Genomic DNA, 20,084 nt, shown 5'->3' with positions numbered 1-20,084 from the left:
GGTTTGCCGCAGGCGGATATTTTGGTTTCCGGAGGAAACATGTCTCAGGCGTCTCCCCGAAAAGCCGCGATGCCGGCCCTGTTGCGTACCGGACTGTACCTGCTGCTGGCGGGCACGCTTGGCATGACGGCGCTCGGCACCTTTCACGTGATGCAGGATCGGGCGAATCTGCGTGCCACCGAAGATCGTCTGGTTGCTTGGCACGGGCTGAACAAAACCGTCAACAAGCGGCTAGCTGCCACTTACAAGGACGCCGACGGTGGACTGCTCGCCGATCCACCCAGCGATCCACAACAATGGCTCGATCCTGACACGCTTGTGCTCGCCCATTACATCGACGCCGATGCCGATGCACAGATCGTCGCTTGGGAAGATCTCCAGTCGCACCTGGCCCAGGCCACGGGCAAGACGATCGTCCTGCAAGAATACCGCAACACGGCTGACGACGTGGCCGAGATCAAAGCCGGCACCATCCAATTGGTCGCCCTGCACGCAGCCGATACGCCGTACGTCGTGAACAACGCCGGCTTCGTCCCCGTGGCCGTGCTGGGAACCGCCACGGGCGCGCACGGCAATCGGCTGGATATCGCCGTGCCTACCGACAGCGCGATCAAAACACTCGCCGACTTGCGTACCCGCACGCTGACCTGCACGGCCCCCGATTCGATCACCGGCTATCGGGCCGCGATCGCGGTGCTGGCCCAGGATACCGCCATGCGTCCCGACGTCGACTACTCGCTGAACTTCTCGCATGGACAGAAGCGCTCGATCCAAGGACTGGTCAAAGGCGACTTCGAAGTCGCGGCCCTCTCGGACGACAAAGTGCAGAGCATGCTCAAGAAAGGGACGCTGGAAGAATCGCAATATCGCGTCATCTTTCAGTCCGAGGTGATTCCCCGGCTGACGATTGGCAATGTCTACAACCTGGCGCCCGAGACGGCGGCCAAGGTGACCGCGGCCATCCTGAGCTTCACGAACGAAAAGGGGGCCAGCGAAGACGATTCGCCCGAGCCGATGCGCTTTTACCCGGTCGACTATCCCAAGGACTTCGAGTTCGTTCGCCGCATCGACGATTCGTTCGACCCGCGCTTCAGCAAGAATCTGAAACCGGTGATCTCGGTCCCCGACGAAACAGCCGCGGCAAGCCCACCCGCGGAATCGTCCAATAAACCCGCTGACGCGAGCGCCCCGGACGAACACGCGGGGGCCCAATAGCCGTCTGCGTGATTATCAAACGCTAGTTCGCACGGGTTGCTTGGCCCGCACACCAGCCAGCCAGGCAAGCAAGTCGCGCGTGACCTCGTCGCGGTTAATCTCGTTCAACACTTCGTGCCGCGCTTCGGGGTATACCTTCGAGGTCACGTTGCGCAGGCCGGCCACGCGATAGGCGTCCAGCAGTTGCGGCACGTTCGTCGCCACCGGATCAAGGCTGCCGTAAAAGATGTAGATCGGCAGCGACTTCGGAATTCTCGCTTGCCGGCGTGGGCTCGACATTTCCTTCAGCCCTCGCAGGACGTCGATATACATTTGCACCTGCGACGCGAATCCGCACAGCGGGTCGGCGACGTACTTATCGACTTCGCTCGCATCCCGCGACAGCCAGTCGAACGGCGTCCGCGCCGGCTCGAACGACTTGTTCAATACCTCGAACGTCAGATGATGCAGCAACTTGCTTTTGCCATGCGCCCCCACGCGCAGCCGTTCGAAATACGCCAGCGCAATTCCCAGCGGTGTGATCGCTGGCGGCTTGCCATTGGTGGCCGACAACGCCACGCCAGTCAGCGCTTCGCCATGCTCGCTGATGTACTGCTGCATCATGAACGAGCCGAGCGAGTGCCCCAGCCCGAAAATCGGCGTGTCGGGATGTTCCGCGGCAACGTGCTGCGTGACTCGCCACAGATCGTCGATGCATTTCTGCCAACCGTCGCGATCGGCGAGAAATCCCAATTGCGCGCTGGTACGTGCCGTGTGACCGTGGCCGCGATGGTCATGGGCGTACACGCCGTAACCGTGGCCGCATAACACTTCGGCCAGCCGTGCGTACCGCGCAGCATGCTCGGCCCAGCCATGTGCAATCTGCACAACGCCCTGCGGCGCACCCTCGGGCAGCCAACGATAGACGCGTAGCGGTACTCCGTCAGCGGCATTCAGGGTGAAGGTGGTGGTTTGCATGGTGCGAGAATTCAAATCCCCAGCGTCGCCGCATCGACAAACTGTACTCCCGCGCAGCCGGAGCAAGTCAAACGAAGCATACGAACCAAGCCGGGCCCGGTGGCCATCAGGCTCCCAGCGTTCGAGGGATCGGTCGATCGCATCACGGCGACGATGTCACGTTTCCACGTTCCGCCGCCACACAAGCTGCACTTCGGCACGAGCTTGTGATCCGTAAACCACTTATCGATGGCGTCTTTCTGTTGCACCGAAAGGGACATGACTGTTCATCCCCGAGGTTGGCAGGCCGTGGCGAAACGCCGGACATTCAAGCCTAGCTCAATCGCGCGCCATCAAAACGAACTTCTTGACGACAGTCTTCGCGATTCGTGTCCACTTAATCCTATTCCGGTGCCGCCAGGTGCGTCAGAAAATACTCCGCGATCCGCGTATACAGACTGCGCGTCACCACGGGGTCAGGCACCATGTGGGTCAGCCCCGACAATGGCAAGAAATCGAACTCGCGCCGCGCCCGAAACAGCGCATCCGCCAGCCGCACGCTATGTAAAAAGTAAACATTGTCGTCCGCCGTGCCGTGAATCACGAGCAGTGGGCGGCGCAGATCTTTCGCGTAAGTCAGCACGGAACTGGCTTCGTAGCCTTGTCGGTTTTGTTCGGGCAATCCCAGATAACGTTCGGTGTAATGCGTGTCGTAATCGAGCCAATCTGTTACCGGCGCGCCAGCCACGCCTGCGCGAAACAAGTCCGGCTCGCGCATGACCGCCAACGCCGAAAAATAGCCGCCGAACGACCAGCCGTAGATTCCCGCGCGTTCCAGATCGAGCTGCGGGTATTTCGCTGCCAAGGCTCGCAGCCCCGCAACCTGGTCCGCCAGTGGCACGTCAATCAGGTTTCCCTTGATGGCTCGCTCCCAGTCACGGCCTCGGGCCGGCGTGCCACGTCCGTCGAGTGACACGACGATAAAACATTGTTCAGCCAGCCAAGCATCGAGCAGGTACTTCCCCCGCGCGGCCACCACGGTTTGCGAATGCGGTCCGCCGTAAACGCTGACGATCACCGGATACTTCCGGTCCGCCTGAAAATTGGTCGGCCGGACGACCGCGGCCCGCATCGACGGCGCGTCGCCAACGGTACACAATTCCACGCGCGGCGGCAGCGGCGTCGTCTCGGCGACGCTTTTCAATCGCCCAACCTCTTTTCCGTCGCCGTTAAAGACAGTGAACTGCGGATCGTCGGCCAACGTCTGCGACGTCAACACATACGCGCCGTTGTCGGCCGCGACGATCGCCGTATGCACGCCTGGCACGGACGTCAGCCGCTCAGGCGACGCGATTGTCTCGGGTGCCGATTCCTTGCTCGGCTGCCCGGGAAGAGGAATGCGATACACATGGCTCTCGGTCGGCTCCGCACCGGCGGTAATCAGCACCGCATTTCGCTTCTCGTCGATTCCCAGCACATGGCGATAATTCAACTCCGCGGCCGTAAGCGGCCCCCACCGAGAACCGTCACGCAATCGCAGTTCGAGTTGCCATTGCCCCGAGCGCTCGCTCGACCAGAGAAACCCGTCGCCCGCTGGCAACGCCTCGGGCAAGCCGACATCCAGATTCAACCAAGCCGAGTCTTCTTCGTGCCACAGCTCGCGCGTCGCGCCGGTCGCGATATCGATCGCGAGGAGCCGCTCCTTGGTCTGCTCGCGATTCTGCACCAACATGACTGGCGGCGCATTCTTGTCCCACGCCACCGCCGCGAGATAGGGAAACGCGTCGCGATCCCACTCGATCGGTCGTGGCTCGCCACCAACCGTCGGGACAAGAAACAGCTTCACGCTGGCATTCTTCTTCCCCGGCCGCGGATAGCGCCAGCTTTGCGCCGGGCGCTCGGGATGCGCCGGGTCGGCGATGAACAGCGTCTCGACTTCACTGGTATCGGCCTCCTGATAGATGATCGCTTCGCTGTCTGGCGACCACCAATAGCCGTGCATCCGACCCATTTCTTCTTGCGCCACGAACTCGGCCAGACCGTACGACAGTGTCTCACTCGCGCCGTGCGTCAACTGCCGCTCTTCGCCCGATTCGATATCGAGCACAAACAAATTGCTGCCGCGCACGCAGCAGAGATGACGTCCGTCGGGCGAAAAGCGAGGATCGATCGCCGCACCCGCCGAGCTCGAAAGCTCTTTCGTCTTGCCGGTGGCACGCTCGATCACGAACAAGCGTCCCGACAACGGCACCAGCACCCGCCGGCCATCGCGCGACAATTCGAACGACGCGATACCGCGTGCCGCCAGGCGCATCCGCTCGCGACGCGCTTTCTCTTCTTCGGTAAGTTCTTCTTGTGAGCCGGCCAACAATTGCTCGGCCGACGCCAATACCCGCTCGGCCCCCGTCGCCACGTCATATTCATACAGATCGCGAACGAAACTGCGCGGGCCCGAGCGCAGGAACAACACCGTGTCCCCGGCGCGCGCGATCTGAATGCCGGCCGGTCGTCCAAGGCTGAACCGGTACGTCGCGCCGTATTGCTCGAGGAATTCGGGATGCCGCACGGCAGGCTCGGCGCTTGCTCCCTCCCTCTCAAGCACGCCCATCAACAGTAACGTCGATATCGCGGTAAGCAGGGTTCCGAACGTCTCCGCACTTGGGCTCGCGATCATCCGATTCTTGCCTCGCTTGGGGAACAGTAACCACCGCTACGCCGGGCACGGCACGCCCAGCCGTTCGGCTAGCTTCGCCAGGGCCTGCCAGTTCCCGTCGTCAAAAGGGATGCCGCTCGCCGTCCGCGCCGCGAACATGCGGCGCTCCGGATCACCTGGCAATTGGATCTCGTCGACGTCGGCGACGCGCGGACAGCTACGCACGAATTCGACGAGTCCACCTACCTCGAGAGCGAAAAAGTCGTCACCGCACAGCCGATCCGGAGACATCACCATTATGAATACGCAGTTCCCCAGTTGATTGGCAGGCTTCTCGCGAATCGTCACGCCACCGGACAGGGCACCGGCCAGCACTTCGATCACCAGCGCCAACCCAAAGCCTTTATACGCCTGATCGCCCCCCATCGGCCGAATCGTGCCGGGAGGTTCACCGTACAGCGTGTTGGGATCATTCGTCGGTTGCCCGTTCGAGTCGAGCAGCCATCCATCCGGGCATGTTTGACCGGCGATCTTCTTCACGCGTACTTTGCCTTCGGCCGTGGCGCTGGTGCCGAAATCAAGTACGAGCGGCCCCCCGTCATGCGGCACGCCAAAGGCCAGCGGATTCGTCCCCAACCGCGGCGCCGTTCCGCCGACCGGAGCCACGCGCCGCGCAGCGCCGTGCGTATTGACCATCACCAGCGACACCATGCCGGCCGCGGCGGCCTGCTCGCAATACTCCCCCAGCCGGCCGATGTGCCCACTGTGGATCAACGTTCCAATGCAGACACCGCCGTCGCGCGCTTTGGCAATCAATCGATCTGTTAACTCTCGCGCCAGCACCTGCCCAAATCCCCAATGGCCGTCCGCCATCAGATAAGCAGCGTCCTCCCGGGTAACGGTCATCGCGGCGCCGGGCTTAAGCTCTCCCTTAGCGACCTGATCGAGGTAGTACGGCACGCGCATCACACCGTGCGAATCATGGCCACGTAGATTCGCGCCGACCAGGCTGCGAGCGACGAGACCGGCTTCATCGCGTCCCAGCCCACCAGCGGCCAGCAGTGCAGCGGCAAAATCGGTGAGCTTCTCAGTAGCGATATTGGGCATCGAAATATTTTCCGAAAGAGTTTTCGTGGTGAATCGTATGCCCTTCGCGGCACTAATCGCCGACTTCGCCGGGCAGCGCGCGATCGCCGGATTGCTCCCACTGGCGGCGCGCTTCGAACGTCACGATCGCCACCGAGTTCGACAGGTTCAGGCTGCGGGCCGCCGGCCGAATTGGAATCCGCAAGGCGGTCTCACGGTTCGGTTCCAGAATCGCGGCCGGTAAGCCTTGCGATTCGCTGCCAAAGACCGCCACATCCCCCGGCTGGTAACTCACCGTCGTATAACTGCGAGTGGCCGTCTTCGTAAAGTAGTAGAACCGCTGCGAAGGCAAATTCGCCACCAGCGCGGCCCAATCATCGACCGCCTCCCATTCCAGGTGAGGCCAGTAATCGAGCCCCGCGCGCCGCAGGTAATAGTCATCCAGACGAAAGCCCAGCGGCCGGACCAGCCACAGCTTCGCCCCCGCGGCCACGCACGTGCGACCGACGCTTCCCGTGTTATGGGGAATCTCAGGCTGGAAGAGAACGATATTCAGTAGCGGTTCGTATTTCACGCCACGTGAGATAACACGCACCGCCGAAAGGGTCAAGCCGCCAGCGTTCGCCGCTCGGCAGAACTGCAAAACTGAGAATCTGCGCCTCGTCTTCTGTAGCTGGCCTCTTCGAGGCCGGGACCTCATCGTGGCGGTTCGGGGTCGCCGGCCCCAGCCACAGGCTTTGCAGTTCTCCTGTATGTTCCGCTGCAGATCGCGGGCATGCTTTCGAAACCGTATGATTCGGCCCTCGTCGGAAGTAGCCCTTATGAACTTCCTTGCGCCTCCCCCCGCGTGACTTTCCATGAGTTGACCATAATCTCTTGAAATTGGGCATACGCCTAATAGACTGCTCAAGAGTGGGCAATCGCCGTTCGAAGCTTCTCGAAGGAAACGCCAATGATTCGAACTCGACATTGCACCACCGCGACGCTGCTGTGCGTCTTTCTCTGTGCGCCCTCGATCGCCCGCGCCGACGCGCTGCAGTTCTCAATCGACTCCACGCGAAGTTACCTCACGCTGACCATTCCGAATTTTTCTGTCGAAGGGATCGCGGTATCGATCACTGGCCAGAATCGCACGAACGGCGCGCCGATTAGCACTCTTTGGAGTGCCTCGACGAACACTGGCAACACCGCCTTCGTCTCCGGCACACTCTCTACGACGGTCGGCGGCAGCTTGTCAGGCAAGACCCTGAGCGCCATCCAGTTTATCAGCGGCGCCAACAGCTTAAGCGCGCTCAATTCGGGCAACTATCGTCCGAATCCAGCGGCCTATAACACGGCCACCTCGGCTTACGTCAACAACAGTGCCGCTGCGGCCAACTACGGGATGACCATTCACATCAGCCTGGGCAACCAGGCACTCGTATCGTTCGATAACGTGGCCTACGACATTGGCTCCAATCCGTTGGCTGCCAGCAATACGGTCGGATCAGGTTCCTTCTCCACGGCGGGCATCGATGCAGGAATTCTCAATTCGCAACTTGTCCTGCAGGGCTTGTCCACCATCTTGGAATCGGCATTTCCTAACGCTATATACTCACTCAGCAATACGGGACCAAACTCGGCAGGCTCCGGCTCTTATTCCTATAGTGCTGACGACTCAAAACTGAGCCTCGTCGTGCCACTGAACGTTCCCCTAGAATTCAATTTCGCCGGCGGCTTCGTCTTCGACGGAACATTGTCTGGGCAATTCGTAGCGACGGCCGCCGTCCCTGAGCCCGCGACGTTGATCCTCGCCGGCCTCGGCATGACCTTGCTCGCAGCTGTCGCGCGGCGTCGCCGAGAGTCGCCCACGCTTGGCAGTTGCTAATCGTCTAACGTCGCTATGCCCTTCCACAGACGGGCAACCGCATAGAAAGCGGTCAGGCGTATCATTTTATTCTGTATCCCCGCTCTCTTTCGCGCGCAACCTAACAGCACGGCTGTCGCGCCCAGCCACCGTCTGCATGGTCGCTCAGATGCGGCCGAGGTGCAGAATTGCGCAGAGAATTTCTTGCGTTCACAGTCGACCGGTCTTACGATCTGGCTAACTATTCACAGTTCGTAATAAAGGGCACTTCCTCACCTTCCTTCCAATTTGGAGCGCAGCCAATGGGCAGGGCCGCACGCGCAGTCACCTTAGTTTTCATGGCAATCGTCGCTCGGCCGGCGAGCGGAATCACGTTCACAACCGTTGATAATCCGCTGGCTGCTCACGGCACCCAGATCACCGGAATCTCGGGAAATAACCTGGTCGGGACTTACTTCGACAGCATAGACGGCTATAGCGGTTTCCTCTACGACGGTTCCACTTTCACGTCGATTAATCATCCGCTCGCCTACAACGATCACGATTCCGGCACCTACGTGACGGGCATCTCAGGGAATACCATCCTGGGCACGTACCATAACCTTACGGGCGGATACGGAGACTACGGGTTCACTTACGATGGGTCGACTTTTAGTCCCGTCGGCAATCCGGCGCCTGAAATCTTGGCATACGGAATCGATGGCAACCGCATTGTTGGTTACTACGCCGGCGGACCAGGCTTTCTCTTCAACGGCACGACCTTCACGCAGATTATCGATCCATTTGCGCAAGACGGCACCTTTCCACACGGCGTGTCTGGAAACACCGTGGTCGGCTATTACCTAACAGTGAACACCTCGCACGGCTTCCTTTACAACGGTTCCACGTTCACGAATTTAGACGACCCTCTCGCCACAGCGTCATTCGGAGGGACCAGGGCGATGGGGATTTCGGGAAACAACGTGGTCGGTTACTACTTTGACAACACGCGCACGGCTCACGGATTCTTCTACAATGGTTCAACATTCACGACGATCGACGATCCATTAGCCGCGACGGGCCAAAGCAAAGGCACCTTCGCCCAAGGGATCTCAGGCAACAAGATCGTCGGCTACTACGTGGCCAGCGATGGCTACGACCATGGCTTTGTCGCCACGATCCCCGAACCGAGTACGTTCGTCCTCGCCGCGCTCGGAGGATTGGCGTTACTCGTAATTCGCCGGCGCCATAAATAGGTCGCGTCCCCCCTGCCCTCGCCCGCCGTGACAGGCCGCGGCCTCGCGATAGAATCGGGGCATGAGCAGCCCGATTTCTAGCAACCGTCAGTTCCCTGCCACTGCCCAACGCTTCATCGCCATCTGTGCGCTGGCGTTCTGGCAGGGGGGCCTGACCTTTCACGCCGTCGTCGTGGTGCCCGTCGCCAACAGCATTTTGACCGGCGGAGAACAAGGCTTCGTCACCCAGGAAGTAACCAACTGGATGAACCGCCTGGGCGTGCCCGTCGTTGCCATCCTGGCGATCTATGCGAGACAACTCCGCAGCCGCATCTTCTGGCTGGCATGCGCTGTCCTCGGCCTGACGCTCGCCGCACTATTCGTGATTCACGCCCGCATGGACGCACAGCTTGACCCCGCGTCCTTTGCAATCATCGACCGTGCGAAGTTCTCGCTGCTGCATGACCTGTACCTGGTTGTCATCACCATACAATGGTGCGCGGGCCTCGCTGCCGGATGGTTGCTGTTGAGCCGACAAACAGTTTCCGAAGCCGCCTCCATGACATAGCATTTCGTTAGTGGGCATGAAATAGCTCGCATCAGAACCGCGAACTCTGTAGCCAGGGCCTGCGATCCCGGAACACCATGGTGAAGCTCCGGCCTCGAAGAGGCCAGCTACAGAAGACGAGCCGCAAGTTCTCAACTTTGCTGTTCGCCCAGGAACGCCCGGCGGCGATTTGGCTGACAAGCGTGCCGATGTTAGCATGGGCGTTTGGCCCGCTCGGGCCGGATCCGCTCGTACGCACTGCCCCCAGCCGTCCCGCGCCCGCATGACCGATCGTTCTGCGCTGTTATCGATGCACGGCATCACCAAGAGTTTCGGCGCGACGCGCGCTCTGGCCGGTGTGTCGCTGTCGGTTCGCGCCGGCGAGGTCATGGCGCTGATCGGTGAAAACGGCGCCGGCAAGAGCACGCTGATGAAGGTCCTGGCCGGCGCCCACCGTCCGGACGCCGGGGAGATGTATCTCGACGGTCGCACCTACGCCCCCACCGGCCCGCAGCAGGCGCGCCGGGCAGGCGTCGCCATGATCTATCAAGAGTTGAATCTGGCGCCTGATCTGAGCGTCGAAGACAACATCATGCTCGGCCAGGAAGTCCATCAATTCGGCTGGCTGCGCCGCAGCAGGCAGCGCAGTCGCGTGCGACAGGCGCTCGAAACACTCGGCCACCGTGAGTTGCGCCCCGAGACACCCGTCCGAAATCTGTCCGTCGGCGCACGCCAATTGGTCGAGATCGCCCGGGCCCTGGTGCTTGATCCCAAGGTGATCGTCTTCGACGAGCCAACCAGTTCGCTTACGGCGCACGACGTCGAGCATCTGTTTCGCGTGATCAGTAAACTGCGCGAGTCTGGCCTCGGCATCATCTACATCAGTCATTTTCTCGAAGAGATCCGCCGCGTGGCACAGCGTTATACGGTGCTGCGCGACGGGCAGACCGTGGGCGACGGGCAACTGGCCGGCGCCAGCGAGGCAGATATCGTGGCCTTGATGGTCGGGCGAAACGTCAAGGACCTGTTCCCGACCGTTCCGCATACGCCCGGCGAGCCGATCCTTTCACTCAATAATCTCAGCGGCGTGAAATCGCCGCGCGATGTCGCGCTCGAAGTGCGGCGAGGCGAAATTCTGGGCATTGCTGGCCTGGTGGGCGCAGGACGAACCGAATTACTACGCTGCATCTTTGGGCTCGATCCCGTGCGTCGCGGCACGGTGCGCGTGGCCGCGTATGCGCCGCGAGCGAATCCTCGCGCCCGCATCCGCTCAGGATTGGGCCTGGTTTCCGAAGATCGCAAGGGCGAAGGTCTCGCGCAAGAGCGCTCAATCGCCGACAATCTCACCCTGAGCCGCCTCGCCCCTTACAGCCGCTGGGGCTGGCTCAACCTCGGCCGGCGTGACGTGGCCGTGCAAAATTGGATCGGCCAGTTGGAAATCAAGGCGGCCGGCACCAATCAACTGGTCAAAGAACTCTCGGGCGGTAACCAGCAGAAGGTCGCCATCGCACGCGTCCTGCACCAAGGGGCGGACGTGCTATTGCTTGACGAACCGACGCGCGGCATCGACGTAGGCACCAAAGCCGAAATCTATCGCCGCATGGGCGACCTGGCTGCCCAAGGAAAGTCCGTGATCTTCGTCAGTTCGTACCTGCCCGAGCTATTGGCCGTGTGTGATCGCGTGGGCGTAATGGCGCGCGGCCGACTGCGCGAAGTCCGAGCGGCGAAATCGTGGACCGAAGAGGCCGTGATGGCCTGCGCTATCGGAGGAGACGAATCGTGAGCGACATTTCCTCCACCTCCGAAAAATCCTCCGCCCCCCTCTCGGCGCGGCGCCGTTTGGCTTCGCTGGTCGGTTCGCTCGGTCCGTTATTGGTGCTATTCGTCGTCATTGGCATGTTCGGCGAGGCCGACCGCGTCAAAGAGGGCACGGACGTCTTTTTCACGCACCAAAACGCACGCACGATCGCCGTGCAAGCATCGCCGGTCATCGTCGCCGCGCTCGGTATGACCGTGATCATTATCGGCGGAGGCATCGACCTGGCGGCAGGCACAGCACTGGCGCTCTCGGCCACGGTGCTGGCCTGGTTTCTCAACAAGGGGTATTCCCCCGCGATGTCCGTCGCTGCCGCGATCGGCACCGGCTGCCTGACGGGATTTATCAATGGTGTGCTGGTGAGCGCGCTGCGCGTCGTGCCGTTTATCGTCACGCTCGGGACGATGACGATCTACCTCGGCACGGCCAAATACCTGGCCAATGAAACCACAATCCGCCCGCCCCTCGCGGACATTCCCCACGCGTTCGAATCGATGGTCACGCCCCGGCCCGATCCGGCCTGGCTCGTCGAATCATTGAACATCCCCAATTTCGCCTGGGGAGTCTGGCTGGCCTTGGCGCTGGCTGGCGTCCTGGCCGTGGTCCTCCGCTACACGGTTTTTGGACGCTATGTCTTCGCGCTGGGGTCCAACGAACAAACGGCCCGCCTGTGCGGTATCAATGTCCCGCTGGTGAAAATCGCCGTTTACACACTGGGCGGGCTATTCGTCGGCATCGCTGGCACCTACCAGTTCGCCCGGCTTTCGAGTGGCAACCCCATGTCCGGGATCGGCATGGAGCTGAAATTCATTGCCGCCGTGGTGATCGGCGGCGGCAGCCTGACCGGCGGACGTGGCTCGGTCCTGGGCACGGTGACCGGGGCCGTGATGATGGCCGTCATTGCCAGCGGTTGCACGCTGCTGGGGTGGCGAAACCCGATCCAGGATATCGTCATCGGGGCTATCATTATCGCCGCCGTGACGCTGGATCAGATACGGCAGCGCTTCTGGTCCAATTGATTTTCATCTCTTCCTGGCGAGCGATTCACGATACAATCGGCAGTGGTAATTCGTCTGCCGCGCGAAGAATCTGCACGGAGTAAAAACATGGTCGACAAATCGTCTCCGCACGACGCCAATCCGCTTGCCAGTCTCGACGAATGGGAAGACGACTTGAAGCGTCGCTACCCCGAGCCGGAAGTCGAAGCCGTGCCCGAGGGGGTCGTGCATGCCGAGGGGACGAAAAAGTCGGCCAAGGAGTTTCGCAACCATCGCGAATCGGCCCGCCCCAGCGTGCGCGAGTTTTACCGACTCAACCACCGCTACCAGACCCTCGACTTCGTGCGTCAGAAGCGCGACGAGTATTTCGCCCTCAAAAAGCGCGAGATGAGCATCTGGGAAGCGCTCGAATATCTCAACACGCTCGTTGACGATAGCGATCCCGATACCGACTTCTCGCAAATCGAGCACTGCCTGCAAACCGCCGAGGCCGTGCGTCGTGACGGGCATCCGCGCTGGTTCATCCTGGCGGCACTGATCCATGACCTGGGCAAGATCCTCTGCCTGTACGGCGAGCCGCAATGGGCCGTCGTCGGCGATACGTTCCCCGTCGGCTGCGCCTATTCGGACGAGATCGTGTTTGCCGAATTCTTCGCCGATAATCCCGATCGCGATGTGGCCGAGTACCGGACCAAGACCGGCATCTATAGCGAACGCTGCGGTCTGGACAACGTCATGATGTCGTGGGGGCACGACGAGTACATGTACCATGTCGCCAAGAATTACCTGCCCGAAGAAGGGCTGTACATGCTGCGTTATCACTCGTGCTATCCAATTCATCGCGAGAAGCAGTACGGCCACCTGATGAACGAGCACGACGAAAAGATATTCCGCTGGGTGCGCAAGTTCAGCCCCTACGATCTGTACACCAAGAGCGCCGAACGCCCCGACGTCGAAAAGCTGCGTCCCTTTTACGAAGACCTGGCGGCCGAGTTCTTCCCCGACAAGGTGCGCTGGTAAACAAGATTCGCTGATAGACACCGTGCGCTGGTAATCCACGCGCACGCTCTAACCACGACCGTCGCGTCTTCGCCGGGTTCCTTTGGCGCGCCCCCGCATGCCCCCTCGCTATCGCGAATTACTCGACCGATTGCGGCGCGAATTTCCGCAGCCCGTCTCGGACCCCGTCCACGACGCGTACGTAGCCTTCTCGGTATTGCGTGCGCTGGACCGTGTCGACGCGTTAAAGACGCAGGCGCCGATCCTCGGCTCGCCGGTCGAGCCCGATTTCGAAGCGGCGCTCGCCGCGCGCATGGATCAGCAAGGCGAGCCGCTCGAGCAGGTCATCTCGGACCTCGTTAAGCATCTCGAAGGGATGTTCCTGTGGGGGCATCCGCGCAGCCAGATCAACGTCATCTCGCATCCGTCGATCGCCAGCCTGATCGGCGTGATGCTGGCCTCGACCTACAACCCGAACCTGGTCAGCGACGAAAGTGGCCGCGGCTTTTCGGCGGCCGAGGTTCGCGCCACCGCGATGGCTGCTGAACTGGTTGGCTACGATCCGGCCAAGGCCGGCGGTGTATTCACCTTCGGCGGGACCGGCGGCATGCTCTACGGAGTGAAGGTCGGCCTGGAAAAAGCCGTCCCCGGCTGCCTGCGCACCGGGCTAACGCAACCGGCCGTCGTGCTGGCGAGCGTCCATAGCCATGCCTGCACCAGCAATGTCTCGGCCTGGCTCGGGATCGGGCAAGACAACGTCGTGCTGGTCCCCACCGAGAGCGATCACGCCGTTGATATCCCGCTGCTGGCCGAGGCCGCGCGAAAGGCCCTGCGTGATGGCAAACGCCTGGCCGCCATCGTAGCCACGATGGGCTCGACCGACGCCTTCGGCATCGACGATCTGCACCGCATTCACGCCCTGCGTGAAGAGTTAGTCCGCGAATTCTCCCTCGACTACTCGCCGCACATTCATGCCGATGCCGTCATCGGCTGGGCGTGGAGCGTCTTCAACGACTACGACTTCCTGCAAAACTCGCTCGGCTTTCGCGGTCGTACCGTCCGTGCATTGGCCAAGGCCCATCATCGCATCCAACATCTCGGGCTCGCCGATTCGATCGGCATCGACTTCCACAAAACCGGATTTGCCCCGTACATTTCCTCGCTCGTGATCTTTCGCGACCGGGACGACCTGCGGCACATCCTGCGCCCGCGAGAATCCTTGCCGTACCTCTTCCAGTCCGGCATGCACCATCCCGGCTTGTTCACGCTCGAAACCAGCCGCAGCGCCACCGGCCCGATGGCGGCGCTGGCGAACCTGCTGCTGTTGGGCAAGGAAGGCTACCGCACGCTGCTCGGACATATCGTCGAAATGGCCGAAGTCCTGCGCGAGGCGTTGTTCGCGCACCCGGACCTGACCGTCCTCAACGACGAGAATGTCGGTCCCGTGACGCTCTTCCGCGTGTATCCGCACGGCACTGACACGTTCACGATCAAACAGCGCGAACGCTCGGACCCACGATTCCAACAGCAGCTTGCCGAGTTGAACCAATACAATCGCCGCATCTTCCAACGCGTCCACGCCGAAGCGCTAACCGGCAATGGCATCGTTCTCTCGATGACGGACGCTTACACGCACAGCGATTTCGGCACGCCGATCTCGGCCCTGAAGTCGTACGTCCTCTCGCCATTCACCGACAAAGAGCGGATGCACGAAGTCATCACGCACGTCATCGCCGCCCGCGACGCGGTCGAATCGGCACCACCATCGGCATAAGCGCCACGGGTAAATTTCTTGCTATCGCAAGGTGCGTCCGCGTGTAGGGTGCGCTGGGCGCACCACGAATTGCCAACGGGCGAAATGGTGCCCATAGCATCGAACGTAGAGTGCGCTGCGCGCACCATGAATTGCCACGGCGTGATAAGCCGGAAACGAAATACCTGGTGCCCACAGGGCACCCGACGTAAAACGCTCTGCAACGCAAAAAATCTGCTTGACGCCCGCCGTCGCCTACTGTACTATCACGCTCATACAGTAGGTGACACATGTTTTTTGCTATCGATCCTGCCAATGGCGTGGCCGTTTACGAGCAGATCATTCGCCAGGTCAAATTCGCCGTCGCCCGCGAGGCGGTGAAGCCGGGCGAGATGATCCCCTCGGTGCGTGAACTTGCCCGGGAGTTGGCCGTTAATCCCAACACCGTGGCCCGCGCGTATCGTCAATTGCAGACCGACGGCGTTCTGGCGTCGGTCCGCGGCACAGGGCTCGAAGTGGCCGAGGCAGCGCGTGATCGTTGCCGGCGGGAAACCGTCGAGTTGATCCGCGCCCGCCTACGGCAGGTCCTGCTCGAAGCTCAGCAAAGCCAACTCTCGGCCGACGAGCTTCGTCATCTCGTCGACACGGAACTGCGTGCCATCATTCGCGAAGGAACCTGACCATGCAGCCGGCCCTCCGTCTGGCCAATGTCACGAAGCGTTATGGCAATCACACGGCGCTCGACCGCGTCTCGTTCGAAGTGCCGCCGGGCTGCGTCTTCGCACTGCTCGGCGAGAATGGCGCCGGCAAAACAACCGCCATTCGCCTGCTGCTCGGGCTGGCCGAGCCTGACACCGGCTTTGCCGAGGTCCTGGGACGCGACACGCGCGGCCGACAAATCGAACTCTTACGCCACGTGGGCTACGTGCCCGAGCGTCCCACGCTTTACGACTGGATGACCGTCAGCGAAATCGGCTGGTTCACGGCCGGTTTTTATGGCGGTGACTACATCAAGCATTACGACCAATTGACCTCGGATTTCGGCCTGCCTTCGGACCGCAAGCTGAAAGCCCTCTCGAAGGGAATGCGGGCAAAGGTCGCGCTCTCTTTGGCACTGGCCCATCAGCCTGACGTGTTATTGCTCGACGAGCCGACGTCAGGCCTGGACACGATGGTGCGGCGCGAATTCCTGGAAAGCATGGTCGACCTGGCCGCCGCCGGGCGAACGGTGCTGCTATCGAGCCATCAAATTCACGAAGTCGAACGCGTGGCCGATTACGTGGCGATCATTCACGAAGGACGCCTGGTGCTGGCCGAACGTCTCGACGAACTGAAAGACAGCGTCAAGGCGTTGACCGTCACGCTCGACGACGGCGTCGCCATGCCGCGCGTGGCTGGCGAGATCCTGCGCGAGCGCCGCAAGGCACGGCAATGGCAGATCCTCACCCGTGGGCTGAGCGACGAAGACCTGGTAACCCTGCGCAATCAAACCGCCGTGCGCGACGTCGAATCCCGCCGCCCCACGCTTGAGGAAATCTTCGTCGCCTACATGCGCTCGGGCTCAACCCACGATTCGGATGCCCCACAAACATCAGCCAACGCCCTGACAAATGACTGATTGTCACAGCAACTAGTAGCCAGTAACTAGTTACTAGCTACTTATTACCAATTACTGCCCTCTGCATTCTGCCCACTGCCTACAATGAACAACGCCGCCGTCTTTCGCCGTGTGCTGTGGAAAGAATATCGCGTGCTGCGCGCGTTCTGGATCGCCGTGGCGCTGATCGTGCTGGCGACCCAGGGCATTGCCTGGCTCTCACTATCCGGCACTGAGTTGCAGCGGGCGTTCCACACCATTGTGTCGGTCTTCATCGCCCTCTACGCCTTGGCCGCGGGCGCAATCCTGTTCGCCGTCGAGCGTGAAGAGGGAACCGACGGGTTCTTGCAAGTCATGCCGGTCGACAGTGGACGCCTGTTTGTTGCCAAGTTGACGCTGGCTTTGATAAGCACACTCGCTCTGGCAGCGATGCTATATCTTTTGATCGAAGCATGGCGGGCTTTCGGATTGATCGGGCCGCAGCAAAGGTTTTCGATCTGGGACGAAGGCAGGCCACACGGCGCGCTAGCGTTCACGGCGATCGCATGCGACGTCTTCGTTTGCGGATTGCTGTGCTCCCTGCTGCTGAAGCGGGCGCTGGTTGCCGCCTGCGTCGGCGCAGGCCTGGCCATGATCGTGCTCTATCTGGGCACCCTGTCAATTAGCGCGCTCGAAGGCCGTCATTATGGCACGTCGGCCGACGATTTCGGCCGCCTGTGGTCACTGACGATTTTCGGGCTCTCGGCCTGCATCTTTGCCATCGATCTCTGGATCGGCCAGCGCTGGCTTGACATCAGTTCGCTCCGAGCGAAGCGACGACCATCGCCGGTAAAAGCAGCGGCGCCAAAAATCACGCGCGTCGTTGCCGGCCCAACGCTGCGTGCCGCCTTCGGCCGGCTGATCTGGCAAGAGTTCCGCCAGGCCTGGCGCATGATGGCGATCTTTCTCGGCATCGGCACCTTACTGGCGGCCTGGGCGGCCATCCCCGGCGGCTATGCTGACACTTGCGCGCAACTGGCTACCCTGTTTACCGCCGGCACCGTCGCCATCATGGGCGCCACCACGTTCTATACCGATCAAGAGCGATCGCAGTACCGCTACTTCGCCGAGCGTCCCGTACGCCCGCGGATGGTCTGGCTGAACCGGCTGCTCGTGTGGTGGTCGGTCATCTTCTTCTACCTGATTGTCGCGACCCCGATTTGGGTCGCGTTGGTATATCAACACGTCCGCCAGCTCATCCAGCCTTTGGAATACACGGACGCCAGCGGTCGGCCGATCGCCGTCAGCTTCACGGACTCGGCTCGCCTGCTACCGGGCAGCTTTGCCTTCTTATTCGTCATTTTCTTGGCATACGCGTGTGGGCAGCTTTGTTCGATGCTCTTTCGTAGCGGCGTCATCGCCGCTTTTGCCGCCGTCATCCTGGCGGCAACATTGCTGGGTTGGTCCGCACTCATGGGATACCTGCAAGTTAATTGGCTGATTTCCACGGCGCCACTCCCTTTTATTCTGTTGGCCGTTACCTGGTTGCGAGCGCCGCATTGGATCGCGGATCGTACAGGCTGGTGGCCGTGGACGCGCTTCGCGCTATCACTGGCTATTCCAATTGCGTTGGTCGGCATTGCCACGGCGTCGTTCCGCGTATGGCAAGTTCCGAAGGTTGATCCCGGCTTCTCGCCCGCTCAGTACGCGGCCGAGATTACGCCCGAGGCGCGCGAGACTGCGCAGATGTATATCCACGCCGCAACGCTAATCGACAATCGGTTGTGGCCCAGCGGTCGAAACATTTGGGGCGGTCGGGCCGATCACTTGGCAGGCACCATCGCTCGCTTGATTCCCGAATCGGCCGCCCCGCCCAACAACGCCCAGGCTCGCGATGAATGGCTTGCGGCTCTCGCGATCCCACAGGACCGCAACATGCTCCCCTGGCTCGCGGCCAACCGCGAAGCGCTCGATGTGGCATTGGCCGCAACGCGGCGCCCGTCGTGCGTCTTCACGCCCTCCGAGCTTTGGCATCCCAATCTGTATCATCTGGAATTCTTAATCGGCACCGAGGCCTACCGCTTGGGTCAAGAAGGAAACCTGCCGGGAATGCTCGATTGCGAGATGGCCATATTGAAAATGTCAATTCATTTTCGCCAGCATCAAGTGTATGACCGTGGTCTGTTCGAGCCTAGAACACTTGACGTTCTCGGCTATTACTGGCCGACACTGCCGGGCCAGACGCCCGACCTGTTGCGCCGCACGATCCAGGAAATCGAAAACTGGCAAAAGAGCATGCCAGGTATCGGCGAGTCCGCAAAAGAGGTCTATCTACAAGACGAGCAAATGCTTTCCGGCGATCGGGATGCGCTCGACGAATTTGCCCAACAGAATGATCGCATTGGCGTGAACCTATCTCGCTATGTCTTCATCAAGGCAACCATGCCTTGGGAAACGGCTCGGGCGCAGCGCGTACTGAATCTTCAAACAGCCGAAGCATTACAATTCGTTCCGTCGATCGAATCAGCGTTAGCCCACCATCAACCCACTTCGCGGCTAAGCCTGCAAGCGGCAGCTGTCTCGTGGCACCCACTCGTGCAGTCAACGCCGCTGCTGTCGATGCTCTCGAACTACTATTCGAGTACTAACGCGGAAAGATGGCTCGATGGTCAGGCGCAGCGCAGCGCGACACTGTTGATTCTGGCGATCGAAGCCTACCGCCTTGAACACGGAGCGCTGCCGGGAACGCTCGACGAGCTGGTAGGTCCGTATTTAACTCAGATGCCACGCGATCCGTACTCCGGCGACAATTTCCGCTATTATCCGCAAGGAATTCAGCGCTCGTTCACGAATCGATGGTCGCACGCGATTCTTCCCCAGACACCATTTCTATGGAGTTGCGGACAACTTCTACTCCCCGTCACCTCGGGCCAACAGGGAGACAACGATCAGTACTTACGATTGGGCTGGCAGGGCGTCGTCACAAGCGACAGGTATCGCTTCCCCAACTTCGTCGGCAGCGGGCTAACATTTATCCTCCCTGGCCCAACGCCCCCAGCGAAAGACGTGGACAACGCAGCCCCCGACGATAAGGCCGCGTCCGACGACGCCGAGTCACCGGCTAATGATAATCCCGCAGACACAGAACCTGCGCAAGCCCCGCCAGCGCCGCCCGCCCTACCAGACGACAACTTATTCGCCGAATCGCCCGGCGAATCGCAATAGTCGAACGCTGCCGCGCCCGCTTCTGTAGCTGGCCTCTGCAAGGCCGGTCTTTGCGCTATTCTCGTCGTATCGATACGGGCCTTTCTGCACCGATCGCGATAACTTGTAATCCCGGGGTCACAGACCCCGGCTACAGTTGTAGATGCCGATTTCAGTGCGCGCACACGTTCTCACAAGATCGCACCCATCGCCCGCTGCTTCACCCAAGCTGCACGGGACA

The 20,084-nt window shown here is 61.1% G+C and carries 16 protein-coding genes; 11 read left to right on the top strand and 5 right to left on the bottom strand.

Going from position 1 to position 20,084, the window contains the following annotated elements; all coding sequences use genetic code 11:
• Positions 1-39 precede the first annotated feature (39 nt).
• On the top strand, positions 40-1,215 hold the full coding sequence (locus VGN12_13040; protein HEY4310370.1) for a PhnD/SsuA/transferrin family substrate-binding protein: 1,176 nt from the start codon (positions 40-42) through the stop codon (positions 1,213-1,215).
• 15 nt (positions 1,216-1,230) lie between these two features.
• On the opposite strand, the gene VGN12_13035 is transcribed toward VGN12_13040, so the two are convergent.
• From VGN12_13035 to VGN12_13015, 5 genes are all read right to left on the bottom strand, one after another.
• Positions 1,231-2,172, bottom strand: a complete 942-nt coding sequence (locus tag VGN12_13035; protein ID HEY4310369.1) for an alpha/beta hydrolase — start codon at positions 2,170-2,172, stop codon at positions 1,231-1,233.
• A gap of 11 nt (positions 2,173-2,183) precedes the next feature.
• Positions 2,184-2,432, bottom strand: coding sequence for a hypothetical protein (locus VGN12_13030; GenBank protein HEY4310368.1), 249 nt, complete (start codon positions 2,430-2,432; stop codon positions 2,184-2,186).
• Positions 2,433-2,554: 122 nt separating this feature from the next.
• On the bottom strand, positions 2,555-4,825 hold the full coding sequence (locus VGN12_13025) for a DPP IV N-terminal domain-containing protein (GenBank protein HEY4310367.1): 2,271 nt from the start codon (positions 4,823-4,825) through the stop codon (positions 2,555-2,557).
• A 36-nt stretch (positions 4,826-4,861) separates the two neighbouring features.
• Complete coding sequence (locus tag VGN12_13020; protein ID HEY4310366.1) at positions 4,862-5,911, bottom strand: Ldh family oxidoreductase; 1,050 nt, start codon at positions 5,909-5,911, stop codon at positions 4,862-4,864.
• Positions 5,912-5,963: 52 nt separating this feature from the next.
• Complete coding sequence (locus VGN12_13015) at positions 5,964-6,500, bottom strand: tRNA (cytidine(34)-2'-O)-methyltransferase (protein HEY4310365.1); 537 nt, start codon at positions 6,498-6,500, stop codon at positions 5,964-5,966.
• Between the two features lie 342 nt (positions 6,501-6,842).
• Between VGN12_13015 and VGN12_13010 the strand changes: the two genes are divergently transcribed.
• From VGN12_13010 to VGN12_12965, 10 genes are all read left to right on the top strand, one after another.
• Entirely contained in the window at positions 6,843-7,757 is a 915-nt protein-coding gene (locus tag VGN12_13010; GenBank protein ID HEY4310364.1) for a PEP-CTERM sorting domain-containing protein, read from the top strand.
• A gap of 317 nt (positions 7,758-8,074) precedes the next feature.
• Positions 8,075-8,971 (top strand): PEP-CTERM sorting domain-containing protein, encoded by an 897-nt coding sequence (locus tag VGN12_13005; protein ID HEY4310363.1) that lies wholly within the window; start codon positions 8,075-8,077, stop codon positions 8,969-8,971.
• 61 nt (positions 8,972-9,032) lie between these two features.
• Positions 9,033-9,518 (top strand): hypothetical protein, encoded by a 486-nt coding sequence (locus tag VGN12_13000; protein ID HEY4310362.1) that lies wholly within the window; start codon positions 9,033-9,035, stop codon positions 9,516-9,518.
• Positions 9,519-9,780: 262 nt separating this feature from the next.
• The gene (locus tag VGN12_12995) at positions 9,781-11,280 is read left to right on the top strand and encodes a sugar ABC transporter ATP-binding protein (GenBank protein ID HEY4310361.1); all 1,500 of its coding nucleotides are present in this window, start codon (positions 9,781-9,783) and stop codon (positions 11,278-11,280) included.
• Positions 11,277-12,332: an ABC transporter permease gene (locus VGN12_12990; GenBank protein ID HEY4310360.1), complete on the top strand. Its 1,056-nt coding sequence runs from the start codon at positions 11,277-11,279 to the stop codon at positions 12,330-12,332. The genes VGN12_12995 and VGN12_12990 overlap by 4 nt, the downstream gene beginning before the upstream one ends.
• Positions 12,333-12,419: 87 nt before the next feature.
• Complete coding sequence (locus VGN12_12985) at positions 12,420-13,331, top strand: inositol oxygenase family protein (protein HEY4310359.1); 912 nt, start codon at positions 12,420-12,422, stop codon at positions 13,329-13,331.
• A gap of 97 nt (positions 13,332-13,428) precedes the next feature.
• Complete coding sequence (locus VGN12_12980; GenBank protein HEY4310358.1) at positions 13,429-15,084, top strand: pyridoxal-dependent decarboxylase; 1,656 nt, start codon at positions 13,429-13,431, stop codon at positions 15,082-15,084.
• A gap of 269 nt (positions 15,085-15,353) precedes the next feature.
• The gene (locus tag VGN12_12975) at positions 15,354-15,743 is read left to right on the top strand and encodes a GntR family transcriptional regulator (protein HEY4310357.1); all 390 of its coding nucleotides are present in this window, start codon (positions 15,354-15,356) and stop codon (positions 15,741-15,743) included.
• Positions 15,744-15,745: 2 nt separating this feature from the next.
• Complete coding sequence (locus tag VGN12_12970) at positions 15,746-16,681, top strand: ABC transporter ATP-binding protein (GenBank protein HEY4310356.1); 936 nt, start codon at positions 15,746-15,748, stop codon at positions 16,679-16,681.
• Positions 16,682-16,765: 84 nt separating this feature from the next.
• A complete protein-coding gene (locus tag VGN12_12965) occupies positions 16,766-19,864 on the top strand; it encodes a hypothetical protein (GenBank protein HEY4310355.1) in 3,099 nt (1,032 codons plus the stop codon).
• The last annotated feature ends 220 nt before the right edge of the window (positions 19,865-20,084 follow it).

The sequence above is a fragment of the Pirellulales bacterium genome (assembly GCA_036499395.1).
Taxonomy (GTDB): domain Bacteria; phylum Planctomycetota; class Planctomycetia; order Pirellulales; family JACPPG01; genus JACPPG01.
The sequence above is the reverse complement of the archived record's forward strand: the minus strand, read 5'-3'. Positions and strand labels throughout refer to the sequence as shown.